The 21,110-nt window shown below is 34.3% G+C and carries 17 protein-coding genes; all 17 read left to right on the top strand.

The features are described 5' to 3' along the window. The first annotated feature begins 8 nt into the window (after positions 1-8). Positions 9-4,319, top strand: a complete 4,311-nt coding sequence (locus tag BLP68_RS04180) for a PolC-type DNA polymerase III (protein ID WP_091540387.1) — start codon at positions 9-11, stop codon at positions 4,317-4,319. Positions 4,320-4,552: 233 nt separating this feature from the next. Further along, the gene (gene rimP, locus BLP68_RS04175; RefSeq protein WP_091540386.1) at positions 4,553-5,017 is read left to right on the top strand and encodes a ribosome maturation factor RimP; all 465 of its coding nucleotides are present in this window, start codon (positions 4,553-4,555) and stop codon (positions 5,015-5,017) included. A 15-nt stretch (positions 5,018-5,032) separates the two neighbouring features. Further along, positions 5,033-6,073, top strand: a complete 1,041-nt coding sequence (nusA, locus tag BLP68_RS04170) for a transcription termination factor NusA (protein ID WP_091540383.1) — start codon at positions 5,033-5,035, stop codon at positions 6,071-6,073. A gap of 10 nt (positions 6,074-6,083) precedes the next feature. Beyond that, positions 6,084-6,353 (top strand): RNase P modulator RnpM, encoded by a 270-nt coding sequence (gene rnpM / locus BLP68_RS04165; protein ID WP_091540381.1) that lies wholly within the window; start codon positions 6,084-6,086, stop codon positions 6,351-6,353. Then, positions 6,346-6,663: a L7Ae/L30e/S12e/Gadd45 family ribosomal protein gene (locus BLP68_RS04160; protein ID WP_242876898.1), complete on the top strand. Its 318-nt coding sequence runs from the start codon at positions 6,346-6,348 to the stop codon at positions 6,661-6,663. Before rnpM ends, BLP68_RS04160 begins: the two co-directional genes overlap by 8 nt. Before the next feature lie 5 nt (positions 6,664-6,668). Beyond that, positions 6,669-8,840 carry a translation initiation factor IF-2 gene (infB, locus tag BLP68_RS04155; RefSeq protein ID WP_091540377.1) on the top strand — a complete coding sequence of 724 codons (2,172 nt, stop codon included), beginning with the start codon at positions 6,669-6,671 and terminating at the stop codon, positions 8,838-8,840. A gap of 10 nt (positions 8,841-8,850) precedes the next feature. Beyond that, positions 8,851-9,252, top strand: coding sequence for a 30S ribosome-binding factor RbfA (gene rbfA, locus BLP68_RS04150; protein ID WP_091540374.1), 402 nt, complete (start codon positions 8,851-8,853; stop codon positions 9,250-9,252). After that, positions 9,245-10,201: a DHH family phosphoesterase gene (locus tag BLP68_RS04145; protein WP_091540372.1), complete on the top strand. Its 957-nt coding sequence runs from the start codon at positions 9,245-9,247 to the stop codon at positions 10,199-10,201. Before rbfA ends, BLP68_RS04145 begins: the two co-directional genes overlap by 8 nt. Positions 10,202-10,213: 12 nt before the next feature. Further along, positions 10,214-11,101, top strand: coding sequence for a tRNA pseudouridine(55) synthase TruB (gene truB / locus BLP68_RS04140; RefSeq protein ID WP_091540369.1), 888 nt, complete (start codon positions 10,214-10,216; stop codon positions 11,099-11,101). A 12-nt stretch (positions 11,102-11,113) separates the two neighbouring features. Continuing rightward, complete coding sequence (locus BLP68_RS04135; RefSeq protein ID WP_091540367.1) at positions 11,114-12,055, top strand: bifunctional riboflavin kinase/FAD synthetase; 942 nt, start codon at positions 11,114-11,116, stop codon at positions 12,053-12,055. An 84-nt stretch (positions 12,056-12,139) separates the two neighbouring features. Further along, positions 12,140-12,403, top strand: coding sequence for a 30S ribosomal protein S15 (gene rpsO / locus BLP68_RS04130; RefSeq protein ID WP_091540365.1), 264 nt, complete (start codon positions 12,140-12,142; stop codon positions 12,401-12,403). A 188-nt stretch (positions 12,404-12,591) separates the two neighbouring features. After that, complete coding sequence (locus tag BLP68_RS04125) at positions 12,592-14,700, top strand: polyribonucleotide nucleotidyltransferase (protein WP_091540362.1); 2,109 nt, start codon at positions 12,592-12,594, stop codon at positions 14,698-14,700. A gap of 179 nt (positions 14,701-14,879) precedes the next feature. Next, entirely contained in the window at positions 14,880-15,608 is a 729-nt protein-coding gene (locus BLP68_RS04120) for a polysaccharide deacetylase family protein (RefSeq protein WP_091540361.1), read from the top strand. A 102-nt stretch (positions 15,609-15,710) separates the two neighbouring features. Beyond that, positions 15,711-16,976: a M16 family metallopeptidase gene (locus BLP68_RS04115; protein WP_091540358.1), complete on the top strand. Its 1,266-nt coding sequence runs from the start codon at positions 15,711-15,713 to the stop codon at positions 16,974-16,976. A gap of 166 nt (positions 16,977-17,142) precedes the next feature. Continuing rightward, entirely contained in the window at positions 17,143-17,406 is a 264-nt protein-coding gene (locus tag BLP68_RS04110) for a YlmC/YmxH family sporulation protein (RefSeq protein ID WP_091540357.1), read from the top strand. 351 nt (positions 17,407-17,757) lie between these two features. Next, positions 17,758-18,579 (top strand): ClpP family protease, encoded by an 822-nt coding sequence (locus tag BLP68_RS04105; protein WP_330389060.1) that lies wholly within the window; start codon positions 17,758-17,760, stop codon positions 18,577-18,579. Between the two features lie 182 nt (positions 18,580-18,761). Then, positions 18,762-21,050, top strand: a complete 2,289-nt coding sequence (locus BLP68_RS04100; RefSeq protein WP_278278193.1) for an FtsK/SpoIIIE family DNA translocase — start codon at positions 18,762-18,764, stop codon at positions 21,048-21,050. Positions 21,051-21,110 lie beyond the last annotated feature (60 nt).

The raw sequence follows: 21,110 nt of genomic DNA, 5'->3' as shown, positions 1-21,110 counted from the left end.
GGGATATTATGGAACCTGAGAATAAAATAACTTTAGGTAGTTTTTTTGAAAGCTTAGGAATTGAAGATAGTAACATTTTTTCAAAATACTTAATAGAGAATATTTTATATAATAAGAAATTAAAAAAACTGGAGATAATTCTCCAATCAGAGGATATTATTGACTGGCGGCAACTGGAGCTACCACTAAAGAAGGCATCAACTGAATTACAGCTGGAAGAGGAAATAATCATAAAGGTTAATTACAATATTAATGCTACTGACCTCAAGGATTTAATTGAACTAAACTGGAATAATATTGTCTATTTTATTAATAAGGCAATTCCAGCTTCAAAAGGCTTTGAAGATGGTTTGGATTGGAGACTTGATGGTAACATTTTTAATTTAAAAATTCATACTCTATTACTTTATGAAAAAGCAGTAGAAAGAAAAATTCATAAACTAATCGAGGAATATTTTATCAGAGACTTTGATAAAAAGATCATATGCAAGATCCATATAGACGAAGACAACCACTTTTGTATGGATGAATATTCAGAGATTAAGGAAAAGGAAAATAATTTATTGGCGGATGTGATAATAAGCAATACCCCTACATCTCCACCACAAAATTTAAATGAGAATAAAGCTACTAGTAAAAAAGGAGATGCAGGCAATGAAAACTCTCCTATTGTTATGGGTAGAAGCTTTAGTGGAGAGTTGACTCCACTTTCTATAATAAAAGAGGAGATGGCTAAGGTAATTATTGAGGGTGAAATACTAACCTTTGAGGTGAAGGATTTAAATAGTGGTAAAAAGCTGTATATTTTACAGGTTACTGACTATACCAATTCTATAATGGTAAAAATATTTGAAAGAAAAAAGCAGACAGAAAATATTGAAGATGAGTTGAAAAAAGGTGTTTGGATTCAAATTAGGGGTGACGTAGTTTTTGATAAGTTTGTAAAAGAATATATTATAATGGCTAATGATATCATTAAAATTAAAAAGAATATGCCTATTGATACACACCCCGAAAAACGAGTTGAGCTTCATTTGCATACACAAATGTCGTCAATGGACGGCTTGAGTACCACCTCCAGCTTAATAAAAAGGGCAGCAGAGTGGGGCCACAAAGCAATTGCCATAACAGACCATGGTGTTGTACAGGCTTTTCCAGAGGCAATGGAAGCAGGAAAACAACATGGTATTGACGTAATTTATGGTATGGAAGGCTACTTAGTTAATGACGAGGCTAAGCTCGTTGAGGGAAATGATTGCTATAGATTAGATGACACCTATGTTATTTTTGATATTGAGACAACTGGCCTTTCCAATAAAAAAGATAGAATCACAGAAATTGGTGCTGTGAAGATATGTAATGAAAAGATTATTGATAGGTTTTCAACCTTAGTAAATCCTGAAGCATCAATTCCAGAAAAAATAGTTGAATTAACAGGAATAACTGATGATATGGTTAAGGATTCACCAAAGATTAATGAGGCACTGTCAAATTTTCTTAGCTTCATTGAGGATATTCCAATTGTAGCTCATAATGCCAATTTTGATGTTGGATTTATTAGAGAAAATGCAAAAAAACTAGGGTGTGAGGTTAAAAACCCAGTTATTGATACATTAAAGCTTTCCAGATTACTCTTAACTAAATTGAAAAGACATAAGCTTGACACAATTGCTAGGGAATTGAATATTAAGCTAGAAAATCATCATAGGGCTGTGGATGATGCCACCGCTACAGCAGAAATCTTCATAAGATTTATACAGATGATGAAGGCAAAGGGCATAAATAACTTTGGTGAAATGAATAACCAATTGGTAAAGCAAGCTGATATTTCAAAACTGGATACTTTTCATGTTATTATCCTTGTGAAGAATTATATTGGGCTAAAAAATCTATATCAACTTGTTTCAGAATCTCATTTAAATTATTTTTATAAAAAGCCAAGATTACCTAAAAGCTTATTAAGTCGATATCGCGAAGGACTTATTATCGGAAGTGCCTGCGAGGCAGGCGAACTTTATCAAGCTATATTATCAAATCCTTCATCTGAAGAAATTGAAGTCATTGCTAAGTATTATGATTATTTAGAAATTCAACCTATTGATAATAATTTATTTTTAGTTGATAAGGGAATTTTAAGCAATGAAGAAGATATTAGAAATATAAATAGAAAAATAGTTAGTATTGGTGAAAAACTTGATATTCCTGTTATCGCAACTGGAGATGTACATTTTCTTGAGAAAAGAGATGAAATATTTAGAAAAATTCTTATGACTGGTCAGGGGTATAGTGATGCTGATAATCAAGCACCACTATATTTAAAGACAACTACCGAAATGTTGAAGGAATTTAGTTATCTAGGCAAGGAAAAAGCTGAGGAAGTTGTAATCAATAATCCAAGCAGAATAGCTGATGAAATTGAAAAGCTTATACCAATTCCTAGTGGAACCTTTCCACCCGTTATAGAGGGATCGGATGTTGAATTACGAAGAACCTGCTATGAAAAGGCTGAGGGAATTTATGGTAATCCATTACCAGAAGTAGTTCAGTCTAGACTTGATCGTGAGTTAAACTCCATCATAAGTAACGGCTATGCTGTTATGTATATAATTGCTCAAAAGCTTGTTACTAAATCTATGTCAGATGGCTATCTTGTTGGCTCGAGGGGTTCTGTAGGCTCATCCTTGGCTGCCACCATGAGTGATATTACAGAGGTAAATCCATTACCACCCCATTATATATGCGGAGACTGTAAATACTCAGAATTCATTTTGGATGGTTCGTATGGAGCAGGGGCAGATTTACCTGATAAGGAATGTCCATCCTGTGGCAGTAACCTGATAAAGGAAGGCCATGATATACCCTTTGAGGTTTTTCTAGGCTTTGAAGGAGATAAAGAGCCTGATATAGACTTAAATTTTGCCGGAGAATATCAGAGTGAGGCTCATAAATATACAGAGGAGTTATTTGGAAAAGGTAAAGTATATAGAGCTGGTACAATAGGTACAATTGCCGATAAAACCGCCTATGGCTTTGTAAAAAAGTATCTTGAAGAGAAGAATCTACAATACTCTCAAGCAGAAGTTAATCGCTTAACTATGGGATGTACGGGTGTAAAAAGAACTTCTGGTCAGCATCCAGGTGGAGTTATGATAGTACCACAGGATAGAGACATACATGAATTCTGTCCTATACAATATCCAGCCAATGACTCTAGTTCTGGTGTAATAACCACACACTTTGACTATCATTCAATCAGTGGTCGACTTTTAAAGCTAGATATATTAGGTCACGATGTTCCAACCATCATTAAAATGCTGGAGGATATCACCAATGTAAATGCACAATTGATTCCCTTAGATGATAAAAAGACAGTAAGTATATTTACTGGCACAGAGGCATTGGGAATAAGCAGTGAAGAATTAGGATGCGATGTAGGAACCTTAGGAATACCAGAGTTTGGTACCAAATTCGTACGTCAAATGCTGGTTGATACAAAGCCCACAACCTTTGCTGAATTGGTAAGAATAAGTGGATTATCCCACGGCACAGATGTCTGGTTGAATAATGCTCAGGAATTAGTAAGAAATAAAGCTGCAGAATTAAAGGATGTAATATCTACAAGAGATGATATTATGAATTACCTTATATTAATGGGCCTTCCTAAAAAAACTGCATTTAAAATTATGGAAAATGTACGGAAGGGTAAAGGTCTTACTGATGAACACGTGGAGTTAATGAAGGAGCATAATGTTCCCCAATGGTACATAGACTCCTGTAATAAAATTAAGTATATGTTCCCAAAAGCCCATGCAGCGGCATACGTTATGATGTCGTTTAGAATAGCATATTTTAAAGTTCATTACCCAGAAGCTTTTTATGCCACCTACTTTACTACAAAGGCAGATGACTTTGATGCTGATTTAATTGTAAAGGGTAAAGATGCTATATTAAGAAGGATTAAAGAATTCGAAGCCATGGGAAATGATACCACTGCAAAGGAAAAGAATCTACTAACAGTATTAGAGGTTGCTTTAGAGATGTATCTAAGGAATATAATATTATTACCTGTTGATATCTATAAATCAGAAGCAGAACGCTTTAAAATTGATCAAGGAAAGCTTCTACCACCACTAATGGCATTGCAAGGAGTAGGGCAAAATGCAGCAAAAAATATTGTTGAAGCAAGAAAAAATGGTGAGTTTATTTCATTAGAGGACTTAAGAGGAAGAACTAAAATAACAAAGACGGCAATTGAAACATTAGTTAATCATGGTTGTATCGGTGACATGCCTAAAACCAATCAACTAAGCCTCTTTTAACTTGCATGGTGATTTTTGTTGTGTTATACTAAAATTAATCACATAAATTACTATGCGAGAGTGGGAAATCCCCACTCTTTGTTAATATGTACGAATATTATAAACACAAACTTTTACATTAATATAAAATATGTAGTACATTTTCAAGTTATTAGGTCAATATGGAATAATTACCGCTTTATTGACTGAAAATAAGAGATATAATTTAAAAACTTAATATGGGAGGGTTTAAAATGGGTCAAAATAAGGTAGAAAAAATAACAGAGGAATTAATTTCACCCATTATTGAAAAGGAAGCTTATGAACTAGTAGATATCGAATTTAAAAAAGAAGGACCCCATCGTTTTTTAAGGGTATATATAGACAAACCGGGTGGGATTACTCTTGATGACTGTCAAAAAGTAAGTGAAGAGCTTAGCGAAAAATTAGATGCGCTGGATCCCATTCCAGAAAACTATTACCTTGAGGTATCATCCCCTGGAATTGATAGACCTTTAAAAAAAGATAGTGACTTTGAAAAATTTAAGGGTGAATTAGTTGAGGTTAAGCTTTATGAACCTTTGAATGGTCAAAAAAGTTTTGAAGGAGAATTACTTGGCCTAGAGAAGGACATTATCAAGCTTAGTGTAGAAAATGTGGGCATGGTAGAGATACCCAAAGAAAAAGCAGCTATTGTAAGATTATCTATTAAATTTTAAGGGAGGATAAAAAAAATGAATATGGAGTTTATTGAGGCGCTGCAGCAGATTCAAAAAGATAAAGGTATCTCTAAGGAAATATTAATAGATGCTATAGAAGCTGCACTAATTTCCAGCTACAAAAGAAATTTTGGCACCTCACAAAATGTTCGGGTAGAAATCGAAAGGGATACTGGCGATGTAAGGGTCTACTCACAAAAACAGGTTGTCGAAGAAGTTGAAGACGATTTATTGGAAATTTCAATAGAAGATGCAAAAGCAATTGATTCCAATTATGATGCTGGAGATGTTATTGAGAGAGAGGTTACACCAAGAAATTTTGGTAGAATTGCTGCTCAAACAGCAAAGCAGGTTGTTGTTCAAAGAATTAGAGAGGCTGAACGGGGTGTAGTGTTTGAAGAGTTCATAAACCGTGAGTCTGATATCATAACAGGCAGTGTAGCTAGAGTTGCAAAGGGAATGGTTTACATAAACCTAGGCAAAACCGAAGCAATATTAGGGCCAACTGAACAAATGCCCAATGAAGATTACAATCATGGAGATAGAATTAAAACCTATATTGTTGAAGTTAAAAAAACTACTAAGGGACCACAGATTGTTGTTTCTAGAACTCATCCAGGACTTATAAAAAGATTATTTGAATTGGAAGTGCCAGAAATACATGAAGGAGTTGTTGAAATTAAAAGCATCTCTAGAGAAGCAGGCTCAAGAACAAAAATTGCTGTTGAGTCTAAGGATCCTAATGTTGATCCTGTTGGAGCGTGTGTTGGACCAAAGGGTACAAGGGTACAAAGTATTGTAGATGAATTAAAAGGTGAAAAGATTGACATTATAAAATATAGCAAAGACCCAAGCGAGTTTATAGCTAGCTCCTTAAGCCCTTCAAAGGTTCTTTCTGCAGTAGTTAATCCAGATGAAAAAACCGCCAAAGTAGTTGTACCTGACTATCAACTATCATTGGCAATTGGTAAAGAAGGGCAAAATGCAAGACTTGCAGCCAAGCTAACTGGCTGGAAAATTGATATAAAAAGTGAAAGTCAGGTAAAAGAAGAATAGGGGTGATCATATGAAAACTAGGAAAATCCCTTTGAGAAAATGTGTAGGATGCTCAGAAATGAAGCCCAAAAAAGAATTAATCCGTGTGGTCAAGGATAAAGAGGGAGAAATAAAAGTTGACCTTACTGGTAAGGCCCATGGAAGAGGTGCTTACATCTGTTTAAAAAAAGAATGTTTCGAAAAGGCGAAAAAAGCCAAAGCTTTAAATAGAGCATTTGAGTGTAGCATTACAGATGAGGTTTATGAAAAATTAATATTGGAGATCGATAAAGGTGAATGATAAGATTAAAAGTATATTAGGATTTGCAATGAAAGCAGGAGCCATTTCATCAGGTGAGGTTGGAAGTATGAGTCAGGTCAAAAAGAAGTCAGCCTATCTGGTAATTTTGGCAGTAGATGCCTCCCAAAACACTAAAAAATTGTTTGGGGATAAAACAACTTTTCGAAACATTCCTTTAAGGATAATAGGAAGTAAAGAAGAGCTTGGAAAAGCCATCGGAAAGCTTCCAAGAGCAGTTGTGGCAGTTCTAGATAAAGGCTTTGCTGCAAAGCTAATACAAGTTATCGATCAGGAAGGCTATAGGGGGTGATTAGCTTGTCAAAGTTAAGAGTATATCAATTGGCAAAGGAACTAGGTATAAGTAGTAAAGAATTAATAGAAAAGCTAGCAGAGCTGGCAGTAGAGGTAAACAATCATATGAGTACATTAGAAGACGAAGAAGCTAAATTAATTAAGGAAATATTTACAGATAATGTAAAAAACAGCGAATCTAACAAAACAAAGGATTCTTCTGAGAAAGCTAATGAAGTTAAAAAAGAAGAACCGAAAAATCCTAATAAGAAGCCTATGAATCAAAGCAAGCATAATAATAAGAATAACAATAACAATAACAATAACAATAACAGTAAGAATAGCAATAACAGTAAGAATAATAATCCTAGAAAGAATGACCATAGGCAACAAAAACAACATACAACAGAAAATGAAGTTGTAAAAGAAGATGGTGATGTTCAAGTTAAGACTATAGAGATTAATGACAAGATAATAGTAAAGGATTTTGCAGAGCTAGTTAAAAAGTCAATAAATGAAGTTATTACTAAGCTGATACAGGTTGGAGTAATGGCTGCCATGAATCAAGAAATAGATTTTGAAACTGCTGAAAAAGTAGCAGAAGGATTTGGATTTGAGGTAAAAAGAAAAGAAGCAGTAGTTGTTGAAGATATAGAAGATATAGCTATTATAGAAGATGATCCTAAGGACCTTAAGCCTAGGCCACCAGTTGTTACTGTAATGGGCCATGTTGATCATGGTAAAACATCTTTACTAGATGCCATTAGAGAAACAAAGGTTACTGCAAAGGAAGCCGGTGGAATAACACAGCATATTGGTGCATCTGAAGTTAAGATTAATGGAAAGAAAATTGTTTTCCTTGATACTCCAGGGCACGAAGCATTTACAGCTATGAGGGCAAGGGGAGCTAAAGCTACAGATATTGCAATTCTTGTTGTAGCTGCTGATGATGGTGTTATGCCACAAACCATAGAAGCAATAAATCATGCAAAGGCTGCTAATGTACCAATAATTGTAGCAATCAATAAAATTGATAAGCCTGGATCAAATCCTGACCGTGTTAAACAGGAATTATCAGACCACGGCATTCTTATTGAAGAATGGGGTGGAGACATTATTTCAGTAGCAGTTTCTGCCCTTGAAGGTACTAACATTGATGAATTATTGGAAATGATATTATTAGTTGCTGAAGTAGAAGAGTTTAAAGCAAATCCTAATAGAAATGCGGTTGGAGTAGTTATAGAAGCACAGCTAGATAAAGGCAGAGGCTCTGTTGCTACTGTTTTAGTACAAAATGGAACATTAAATGTTGGTGACTCCGTTGTAATAGGTAATACCTATGGTAGAATACGTGCAATGGTTAACGATAAAGGTAAAAGAGTTAAATCTGCAAATCCATCTACTGCAGTAGAAATTACTGGCTTAAATGATGTACCTAAGGCTGGAGATCAAATGGTTGCAGTGGCTGATGATAAGATTGCTCGTAATATTGCTGAAGGACGTATCAACAAGATTAAGGAAGACCAGCTAAAGGCAAGCCAAAAGATATCTCTTGATGCATTATATAGCCAAATGCAAGAGGGGTCAATTAAAGAACTTAACATTATTGTAAAGGCAGATGTACAGGGTTCAGTTGAGGCTGTAAAGCAATCCTTGAATAAACTATCTAATGATAAGGTTGTAATTAAGCCTATTCATGGTGGAGTAGGTGCAATTACAGAAACGGATGTTATGCTGGCTTCAGCTTCAAATGCCATCATAATTGGTTTCAATGTTAGGCCAACTTCAGGTGCAACCTCTTTAGCTAGTAAAGAAGCTGTAGATTTACGAACATACAGAATAATTTATAATGCCATTGAAGATATTGAAGCAGCAATGAAGGGTATGCTAGACCCAGAATTTAAAGAGGTGGAACTTGGTAAAGCACAGGTTAGAGCAACCTTTAAGGTGCCTGGAGCAGGTGTTGTTGCTGGTTGTTACGTTATAGAAGGTAAGATTCTGAGAAATGCTAGTATAAGACTCGTTCGAGACGGTATTGTATACCATGAGGGTACAATCAGCTCCCTAAGGAGATTTAAGGATGATGTTAAAGAAGTTGCCACTGGCTACGAATGTGGAATTGGCATTGATCATTACAATGACGTTAAAGATGGAGACATAATTGAAGCTTATAAAATGCAAGAAATAGAAAGATAAGACAGGAAGGATGAGGACTTTGTCATATCCTAGAGTAAGTCGTTTGGCAGAAGAAATAAAAAAACATATAAGCTATATGATTAGAAATGAGCTTAGGGACCCAAGAATCGCTCCAATGACCAGTATTACTGAGGTGGAGGTAACAAGAGACTTAAGATATGCCTCTGTGTACGTAAGCATTTTTGGTGGTAAGGAAGAGCAGGAGGATACCCTTGAAGCTTTAAAGAAATCCAGTGGCTTTATTAGAAGAGAAGTTGGGCAGAAGATAAAGGCACGATATACACCTGAGATATTATTTAAAATTGATAAATCAATAGAAAAAGGCTTCGAGATTCAAAATGTTATTTCTCGAATTAATAGAGAAGATAAAATTAACAAAGAAGCTGAAATAAAGGAAGAGGAAAATGACTAATCCTTTAGATATGATCAATAAAAGCAAAAATATAGCTATTATTTCACATGTCAATCCAGATGGTGACAGTCTTGGTTCAATATTAGGACTTGGTTTAGCTTTAAAAAAAATCCATACTAATGTGACCATTTATGTCAATGATATAGTGCCCGGTAAATATGAATTTTTACCGGGACTCCATTTGCTTAAAAAGTATGATAATGAAGCATTAGATGAATATGACTTAACATTTGTGTTGGACTGTGGAGATATCAATAGATTAGGCTATAGCACGACACTTCTAAGTAGAAGTAAGAAAGTTTTTAATATTGATCATCATATCAGCAATAATAGCTTTGGTGATTATAATATTGTAGATGCCCATGCATCCTCCACATGTGAACTTGTTTATGATTTCCTAAGTAAGGAATTAAACATTACTGTGGATAATGAAATTGCCACATGCTTGTACGTTGGTATTAATACAGATACTGGTAGCTTTAAATATGATAATACATCACCAAGTACTCATATTGTAACTGCTCATCTATTGGAGGCAGGTATTAATATTGAATATATTACCTATAACCTGTACCAAAATAATTCAATTAGTAATATGAAATTTCTAGGTCATGTGCTAAGTCATTTAGCTTTATATCTAGATGATAAGGTTGCAATTGTTGATATAACTGATGATTTAATAGAAAAGTACAGCATAGATGCTGCAGAAACAGATAGTATTATTAATTACGCTAGAGATATTAAGGGAATAGAGGTTGCTATTACATTAAGAGAACTAGAAGAAGATCTAATAAAGATTAGCCTTAGGGCGAAGGGTGACTTTGATGTGAATAAATTAGCTAATATTTTTGGCGGTGGAGGTCATAAAAAAGCTTCGGGGGCAGTAATAAGAGGATCTATTGATAATGTAAGAGAATCAATACTAAATGAAATAAAAAAAAGTTTATAGGCTGGTGATGACTTGAATGGAATTTTGAACTTGTTAAAACCACCTGGTATGACATCCCATGATATGGTTTCACAGGTAAGAAGAATAACAAAAATAAAAAAGGTTGGACACACCGGAACTTTAGACCCCAACGCTGCTGGTGTACTGCCAATATGTATTGGACAAGCAACAAAAATTTCACAGTTTTTGTTAGATAGTAAGAAAAAATATAGGGCAGAGCTAACACTTGGAATAAAAACTGACACTCAAGATGGCTATGGAAAGATTATGGAAGAAAAGGAAGTGAATAGCACTTCAAATGATATCATTGATACTGTTAAATCCTTTATTGGTGAATATCATCAAATTCCTCCCATGTACTCTGCTGTAAGGCAACAGGGCAAAAAACTTTATGAGCTTGCAAGAGCAGGCATAGAAGTTGAAAGAAAACCAAGGCTAGTAAAAATAGAAGATATTGATATTTTACATATGGATGGAAAAAAATTAATACTTGATGTTATCTGTTCTAAAGGTACATATATACGTACTTTATGTCATGATATTGGTGATGCGTTAGGTTGTGGGGGTATGATGTCTTTTCTTCTGAGAACAGCCACAGGTCCCTTTCATTTATCCTCCACCATATCATTAGAAGAGCTTGCTGATATAGATAATATAAATGAAGTATTATTTCCTGTAGATTTTCCACTTAGTAATATGCCAAAGGTGACCATTAAAGACGAAATGGAAAAGGCTGCACTAAATGGAAACAAAATCGACTGGCATGGTATTTCAACAACTGATAATATAATTGGTAAAGAAATGGTAAGGGTTTATTTAAAGGATAGTTTTATTGGATTAGCAACAGTAGAAGAAACAAGTGATGTTAAGTATATTCGATTTAATAGGCTTTTCGTTTAAAGGGGCGTCATTATGAATGTAATAGTAGGATTAAAAGAGATTAATAGAAACAAAAAAAGAGGAGTAGCTTTAGGAAATTTCGACGGGGTACATATTGGCCATCAACAGCTTATAAGTACACTAGTTGATAAATCGAGGGAAGGTAAGCTTGAATCAAGTGTTTATACCTTTAGAAATCACCCTCTAGCGTATGTTTCAAAGGGTGAAGGACCACCTCTAATTACCTCTATTGAAGTGAAAACCAAGATATTAGAAGAGTTTAATGTAGAAACCTTAATATTAGACGAATTTAATGAAGAGATTATGAGTCTTTCTCCAGAGGACTTTATAAAGGAAATATTAGTTAACAAACTAAACTGTAAAGTCGCAATTGTTGGATTTGACTATAGATTTGGCTACAAGGCACAGGGCGATGTAAAACTTTTAAAAGACTTAGGAAAGAAATATGAAATAGAAGTCTTTGAAATCGACCCTGTTGTTTTATATAATGAAAAGGTAAGTAGCTCAAGTATACGTAAATATATATGGGATGGTAAAATAGACTTAGCAAATGAATTTCTTGGTCGATACTACTCTTTGTATAGTAGGGTAGTTCACGGTATGGGTAGGGGGAAATTCTTAGGATATCCAACTGCCAACAGCTTAATAGAACCCTTTCACCTTATTCCAAAGGAAGGTGTATATGCAACCTTTGTGATTGTTGGTGGTAAAACCTATATGGGTGCCACCTGTGTGGGTACAAACCCAACCTTTAATGGAAAAAATACAACTGTAGAAACCTTTATAATTGATTATAAAGGATCATTATATGATCAGTTCATTGAAATAAAGTTTGTTATGAGAATAAGAGATAATGTTAAATTTGAAAATGTCGATGATTTAGTAGAGCAAATGATGCTAGACGTTGAAAATGCAAAAAAATATTTACAAGGAAAGCAAACTATGTTAAAATGATTAAGGTTAAGAACCTACTCTCGGTAATTTGAATCACCGACGGTTACTTAGAGTATGGGGATATATATTGAGGAGGTGAAAGCTATGAATAAAGATGTTAAAGTACAAATCATTGATACTCATAAGACTCATGATAGTGATACAGGGTCTCCTGAAGTTCAAATTGCTTTATTAACAGAAAGAATTAACCATTTAAATGAACACCTTAAGATGCACAAGAAGGATCATCATTCAAGAAGAGGTCTTTTAAAGATGGTTGGTCAAAGAAGAAATCTGTTAAACTACGTAAAAGATAAGAATATTGAGAGATACAGAGTAATCATCGAAAAACTTGGATTAAGAAAATAATAAGAGCGGGAATACCCGCTCTATTATTTAATTTCAAAAAAATGGAAAAAGATACTAATACATATCCTTCACAGGAATTTTTACAACATAAAAGGAAATAATAACAACTAAGCAAGCCAATAGTTATTATTAGATTAAATGGTTTGGTTAATAATAAAAAAAGAAATAACGAAAGGAGGAATTTATATATGGTAAAAACATTTAATACAGAAATAGGCGGCAGACCCTTTAGTGTTGAAGTAGGCAAGATTGCTGAGCTAGCTCATGGAGCTTGTACTGTTAAATATGGAGACACTGTAGTGTTGGTTACAGCATGTGCTTCAAAGGGACCAAGGGAAGGGATAGACTTTTTTCCATTAAGCTGTGATTATGAAGAACGCTCATATGCTGCTGGTAAAATTCCTGGCGGCTTCATTAAAAGAGAAGGAAGACCATCTGAAAAGGCAGTTTTAACCTCTAGACTTATAGATAGACCTATAAGACCATTATTTCCAAAAAATTATAGAAATGATGTACAGGTTATAGCTACAGTTTTGTCAGTGGATCAAGATTGTCCTTCTGATATGGCTGCAATGATAGGTTCATCCGTTGCTTTATCTATTTCGCATATACCATTCCAAGGACCAACTGGTTCAGTTAATATTGGAATGATTGATGGTGAGTTTATAGTTAATCCCACAAGTCAACAAAGGGTAAAAAGCAGCCTTAATCTAGTAGTATCTGGAACAAAGGATGCCATTATGATGATAGAAGCTGGAGCCAATGAGCTTACTGAAGAGCAGATATTGGATGCTATAATGTTTGCTCATGACGAAATAAAAAAGGTAGTTTCCTTCATCGAAGAAATAGTTGCAGAGGTGGGATTACCAAAAGAAGAGGTATTACCAAGTGTTAGTAATGATGAATTGGAGGCAGAGGTTAAAGCTTATGCTACAGATAAGCTTGTAAGCGCTATTCAAACCTTCGAGAAGCAAGAAAGAATTGAGAATATTGATAATGTGAAAGAAGAAACACAAGCATATTTTGCAGAAAAATATGAAGAAAAATCTAAGGAAATTGCTAATATTCTATCTAAGATTATCAAAGAGCAAATTAGAAGAATGATAGTACATGAAGGAATCCGTCCTGATGATCGTAAGCCAGATGAAATTAGACCAATTTGGAGTGAGGTTGGAATTCTTCCTAGAACCCATGGGACAGGCCTATTCACAAGGGGACAAACTCAGGTTTTAACAGTAGCAACATTAGGTGCTCTAGGCGATGTTCAAATCCTTGATGGAATTGGAGAAGAGGAAGAAAAGAGATATATGCATCACTACAACTTCCCACCATATAGTGTAGGTGAAACACGATTTATGAGGGGGCCAGGAAGAAGAGAAATAGGTCATGGTGCCTTAGCTGAAAGGGCTCTGGAGCCAGTTATTCCAAGTAAAGAGGAATTCCCTTATGCTATTCGACTAGTATCAGAGGTAGTAAGCTCCAATGGTTCAACATCTCAAGCCAGTGTTTGCGGTAGTACTCTATCCTTGATGGATGCAGGTGTACCAATTAAAAAGATGGTTGCTGGAATTGCGATGGGCCTTGTAAAGGAAGATGATAAGGTAGCTGTTCTATCGGATATCCAAGGTATGGAGGATTTCTTAGGAGATATGGACTTTAAGGTTGCTGGAACCGATGATGGTATTACAGCAATTCAAATGGATATAAAAATAGCAGGAATTGATAGACCAATACTACAAAAAGCATTAGAGCAGGCTCGTGTAGGCAGACTCCACATATTAGACAAAATGAGAGAAACAATAACTGAGCCAAGAAAAGAGCTATCACCATACGCACCAAAGATTATACAGTTGAAGATTAATCCTGATAAAATAAGAGATGTTATTGGTACTGGCGGTAAGATTATTAATAAAATAATCGAAGAAACAGGAGTTAAAATCGATATAGAAAACGATGGTACTATTTATATTGCCGCACCAAATCAGGAATCAGGAAATCAAGCATTAAAGACCATTGAAAACATTGTAAGGGAACCCGAAGTGGGGGAAACCTTTAAGGGTAAAGTAATAAAGATTATGAACTTTGGAGCATTTGTAGAGATACTACCTGGAAAAGAAGGCTTAGTTCATATTTCTAATTTAGCCCACGAAAGAGTGAATAAGGTTGAGGATGTTTTAGAGACAGGACAAGAAATTGATGTTAAGGTCATCGAAATAGATCCTCAAGGTAAAGTTAGTTTATCAAGAAAAGCACTTTTACCTAAGCCTGAAAAAAGTAATAATAATGAGAAAGCATAAACCAAAGAGGTTTATGTTTTTTTATTTAAATAAAATTTATTTTACATTTTTGTAGATAATAATACTATCAATTATATTTCCCCCTAATATAAAATAGCTTGCAGCATAATGTAAGAATAAGTGAGGTATTTTGGAATAATATATTATCAGCATGACAAATTAAATAAGGGGGAATTTTTATGATAATCATCGTTAATAAAAGAGTAGTGAAATTATCAATAACAATAATAGTTGTTATTGCACTACTTGTTACGGGTATCCTATTTTATAGTAGGAGGCAACAAACCACCTCGGTCATGTCATTGGATAATTTAATTAAACCTATTGATAAAGGAACTAACCCCAATTACATAGCATTTACCTGTAACGTTGACTGGGGAAATGAAGTATTGCCAGACATATTAGAAACACTTAAGGAAAAGAATGTAAAAATTACTTTCTTCGTGACAGGGAGATGGGTAAAGGAGTATCCAGAGCTATTCATGACCATTGTAGATGAAGGTCATGAAATAGGTAGTCACGGTTATTATCATTCAAATTACAGCACAATGTCACTTGGGAAGAATGAAGAAGAAATAAAAAATGCTGAAGATATTATTATGAAATATACCAATGTTAAGCCATTGTACTTTGCTCCTCCATCAGGGGCATACAATGAGAATACCTTAATGGCAGCACAAAAATATGGCTATAAGACAATCCTTTGGACAATTGACACAATTGATTGGAGAAAGGGAAGCACCAGCGATGTAATTTATAAAAGAGTAATGGAAAAAGACAATCATAATGGTGCCATTGTCTTAATGCACCCAATGGAAGAAACAGCTAAAGCATTACCACAATTAATCGATGCACTAAGGGCGAAGGGGTTAGAAATTGGGACTGTATCTGATATACTTATAGAATAAGTTGCATATATTTTAAAACTACCTTATAATGTATGAGTACAATATTGATGAAATAAAAGAAAAATCTATAGCTTATATAGAATATAGATACAGGAGGATAAAATGTATAAAAAATATACACTAGATAATGGATTACGAATAGTTTCAGAACATATCCCATATGTAAAATCAATTTCAATTGGAGTATGGGTAGAAACGGGCTCTAAAAATGAAGATAATTCTAATAATGGAGTATCTCACTTTATAGAGCATATGTTATTTAAAGGTACTGCAACAAGAACAGCAATGGACATAGCAGATATAGTTGATGGCGTTGGTGGACAAATAAATGCCTTTACTGGGAAAGAATGTACTTGTTATTATATTAAAGTTTTAGATAGTCATTACGACTTAGCAATAGATCTTCTTTCAGATATGCTTTTCAATTCAAAGCTAGACCCTATTGATATAGATAAGGAACGAAGTGTCATAATGGAAGAGATTAGTATGTATGAGGATTCACCAGAAGATCTTGTTCATGATCTTCTATCCCAGACTGTATTTAAAGATAGCTCTTTGGGTTTGCCTATTTTAGGTACAGCAGATACATTATCTACTATTAATAAAGATGTACTCAACAACTTCATGAATGATTACTATGTTCCAGAAAAAACCGTTATATCTATCGCTGGTAATTTTAAAGAAGAGGAAATACTAAAAACAATAGAAAAGAAGTTTGGTGGTTGGAATAGAAAAACAAATGGAAAAGAAAAAATCGATTTGAACTATAGCTTTAAAAAGGTACACAGAACAAAGGATGTTGAGCAGGCCCATCTTTGCATGGCCTTTAAAGGAATTTCCTTAGGACATGAGGATATTTATCCTTTAATGGTTGTAAATAATATTTTAGGTGGAAGTATGAGCTCTCGACTCTTTCAAACCATAAGAGAAGAACGAGGTCTTGCATATTCTATTTATTCTTATCCGTCTTTTTACAAAGAGGGTGGACTTCTGACTATATATGGTGGCATGAATCCTCAGCAGCTGGAAGAAGTAACATCCCTAGTATATCAAGAGCTTCAAAATGTTAAAGTAAAAGGCTTAACTGATGGTGAATTACTAAAATCTAAAGAACAGCTAAAGGGTAATTACATTCTAGGACTTGAGAGCACCAGTAGTAGAATGACCAGCATCGGAAAATCCGAGCTATTACTTGGCAAAATAAATAGTCCCAAGGAGATAATTGAAAAAATTGATGCAATAAAGATGGAGCATATTATTGATGTTATTAAGAGGGTAATTCAGTTGGACTCTGTTGCTGTAGCTACTTTAAGTAAACAGAATCAGGGAGATGTAATAGAAAAAGTATTTAATAATAACAACAATTAGAAATTAGTAATGTGAGAAATGATGATAATGTATTTAAAAATTGTAGTGGCTGACGATTCTGTCGGCCTTTATTCATTTAATTTGTTTTTCAAAATCAATAATTAGACATTTTTTCCTATCCTTATAAATATAAATATATAGACAAACCTATGAAGGAGGAAATAAAATGCGATTTAGTGCAATAGGTGGTAAAGAAATAGTAAACCTATGTAATGGTAGCAGACTTGGCGTCATTGGGGATTCCGATATGCTAATTGATGAAAAAACAGGGAAGATAATAGCTCTTTTAATACCTGATGAAAAGAATATATTTAGCTTTCTTTCAAGTGGGTCATTATTGGAAATTCCATGGGAGGCAATTAAAAAAATAGGTAATGACATGATAATAATAGAAGTGGAAGATGAAGAAAAAAGGAAAATGTTTTTATAAATAGATTTTAAAAATCTCAGCTGTGACATGAGCTTCAGGCTGAAGAAAAAGTAATATATATGACAAACTCGATTTTTAAAACTTAAGTAAACGATTAGTGAAGTTAGAATAAAAAGAGCGAAAAGTTAATCAGATATGAGTTTTCAACTGTTTGAGCGAAAGTGAGTTTTGAAAACTTCTGATTATCTTTAGCTCATTCCCGTTTTTGGTTCTGAACGGGTTTACGTAGTTTTGAAAATATCAGGGTTTGTCTACAACCTACAGCTCTCTCAAGAGGGCTTTTTATTTTAAGAATATATGGGAGAGAATAGGTAAAAATAAAGCTATATAAAATAAATTGAGGTGGAAAACATGACAAAAGAGTTTACAGGATTTGATTATTTTGGAAACTATGGAATCAACACAGATAACCACACATCCCATAATACCAATAGTTATAATGAAACTGATATGCCAATTAACCCAAATCATCCGAATCAACAGCAGAATCAAAGCTCTGATTTAATGAACATAACAGCAATGGGAACAAATAATATTCCCCAGAAGGAGGAAAATATTCACATACTAACTATAATTGGCCATATTGAAGGCCATATGGTATCACCTCCTCAAAATAAAGCCACGAAATATGAGCATATCATTCCACAGTTGGTTGCAGTTGAAGAGAATCCTAAAATTGAAGGGTTGCTTGTTATTCTCAATACTGTGGGAGGCGATGTGGAAGCTGGTTTAGCAATTTCAGAATTAATAAATAGCTTATCTAAGCCAAAGGTTACACTAGTGCTGGGAGGCAGTCACAGCATTGGTGTTCCGTTAGCTACTTCAGGAGATTATTCATTTATATCACCATCTGGTACAATGACAATACACCCTATTCGTATGAATGGACTAGTTATAGGTGTCCCACAGACTTTTAATTATTTTAGTAAGATGCAGGATAGAATTATAGATTTTGTTGCTAGAACCTCGAAGGTGGAAAGAAACAGTTTTTTCGACTTAATGAATTCAACTGATGAGTTCGCCAATGATATTGGAACAATACTTATAGGTAAGGAAGCAGTAGAGCATAATTTGATAAATGAGGTTGGCGGTTTAGATAAAGCTTTAAAAAAGCTTAAAGAGCTTATCAATTTAAATAAAGCAGAGATAGAGGAGCAAGTGCTTAAGAATTAATTGGATATTTTAATATTTTACCCGGTAAATGTTTGTAGATTTTCAAATTATGTTGTAAAATGGAAATAGTAAGATTGAGATGGAGCGCAGAAATCTGCGCTTTACTTAATTATAATATAACTATATAATTTGAAATAGTAATGAACAGCATGAGATAACAGATTAATTACGGGGTGATGAAAGTGAGTAGGAAAGCAAAAAAACAAAAGATATCTACTGGTGGGTACATATCAAAATTTAACCATGAAATAAAGGGTGTGTTTCTAATTGCAGTTGGACTTATTCTATTTGTTGCGATGCATACAAAGGGTGCAGGATCAGTTGGAGAAATGATAAAAAATCTATCAACAGGATTATTTTCCAATGCTGCATATGTTTTATCCTACATAATTATTTTGTGTGGGATACTGGTGCTTAGCAATGCTTTTTTTTGGAAAGATAAAAGTAGTATTATGTATTTTGGAACTGTCTTTACATGTTTATTAATTCTTTTTTCAATAGGAGATATAAATTTTATAATGGAGGGCTTAGCTGATGAATCAATAAATAGCAGCATAGCCCTTAGCTTTCAGTTAGGAAAAGAAGGAATAGGTGGCGGTGTCATTGGTTACATAGTCACCAGTATATTGGTTAAGCTTTTTGGTGAAATTGGAGGCACAATTATTGTTTTTAGTGTGTTGATTATCGCCACCATGCTATACACTAAAGTCTCTCTACTTACTTTATTAAAGCACATTAAAAATTTAAGCGTTAAAGTGTTCGCAGGATTTAAGAGCTTTGTTGGAGATTTTGTTATGGTTTCACCCAATAGAAAATCCTCTGATTACGATGATACTGTAGTTGATTATGATAGCTTTAAAAATGAGGCGGCAGTATCTGCTGATATTAGTGTCAAGGATGAAAAGATTAAAATTTTAGATTTTACAGCTAATGAAATGATTGATGAGGAAGTAGATGAGGTTATCGATTCTCCAAAAAAAGACAATATTAACAATAGTACCACCAATAAGGGAGAAGTAGGACTACAGTTAGACGTAGAAGGTTATTATAATCAACAAATAGAGTATTGTCTTCCAGATGTAGGTTTATTAAATCAAATTGATTTACAGCCCTCTAAGGATGATAAGAAAAAAATCGTTAAAAAGGCAAAAATTCTAGAAGAAACACTAAAAAACTTCGGAGTAGAAGCAAAAGTAATACAGGTTAGCAAAGGCCCTGTAATTACAAGATATGAGTTGCAGCCTAGTGTTGGAGTAAAGGTTAGTAAAATTGTGAATCTAAGTGATGATATTGCATTAAATATGGCAGCACCAGCAATAAGAATAGAAGCACCTATTCCTGGTAAAGCAGCTATTGGAATTGAAATTCCTAATGATGATGCGGCAAATGTTACCCTTAGAGAAGTAATAGATAGCAATAATTATCAAACAAGTAAATTTAATATACCCTTTGCACTTGGAAAAGATATATCGGGTAATCCAGTTGTAACAGATATCAGTAAAATGCCCCACCTCCTCGTTGCCGGTGCTACCGGTTCTGGTAAAAGTGTTTGTATCAATACCTTGATACTAAGCATTCTGTACAACGCCAAGCCAGAGGATGTAAGACTGATTCTTGTGGACCCTAAGGTTGTGGAGCTTAATCAGTATAATGGCATACCACATCTTTTAATACCAGTGGTTACTGACCCTAAAAAGGCTACTAGTGCATTAAATTGGGCTGTTCAGGAAATGACAAGAAGATATAAGCTTTTTGCAGAGGGTCAGGTAAAGGATATTCGAACCTATAATGAAAAATTTAATGACACCAAGATTCCATTCATTGTAATTATTATTGATGAGCTTGCAGATTTAATGATGGTAGCTGCAAATGATGTTGAGGATGCAATTTGCCGTCTAGCACAAATGGCTAGAGCTGCAGGTATTCATTTAGTACTTGCTACCCAGAGGCCATCAGTAGACGTTATAACAGGTGTCATTAAGGCCAATATTCCTTCTAGAATTGCATTTTCTGCTGCTTCACAAACAGATTCCAGAACAATACTAGATATGGGAGGAGCCGAAAAGCTCTTAGGAAAGGGAGATATGCTGTTTTATCCAATAGGAGCTAACAAGCCTATACGTATTCAGGGTGCATTTGTTTCTGAGGCTGAGGTAGAGAGAGTAATTGCCTTTATAAAAAAACAAATAGAAAAGCCTCTTTATGAGTCAGATATTATTAATCGAATAGATCAAGGTGATTCATTAGAAATATCTGGTTCTGACGATTTATTTGATAGTGCTGTACAATTAGTGGTAGAAAGTCAACAGGCTTCAATATCAATGCTACAAAGACGCTTAAGAATAGGATATAATAGAGCAGCACGATTAATTGATGAAATGGAGTCAAAGGGGATTATTGGACAACACGAAGGCAGTAAACCAAGACAGGTGCTAATTACTGCTTCAGACTTAAATAATAGCAATGAGTAGAGAGTAATTACAAAATTATAAATGTTGAATGTTGAATGTTGAATGAAAAAACCTAACTAT

This window comes from Alkaliphilus peptidifermentans DSM 18978 (assembly GCF_900101495.1).
GTDB lineage: Bacteria > Bacillota > Clostridia > Peptostreptococcales > Natronincolaceae > Alkaliphilus_C > Alkaliphilus_C peptidifermentans.
This window is presented reverse-complemented; position numbering and strand designations above follow the sequence as displayed.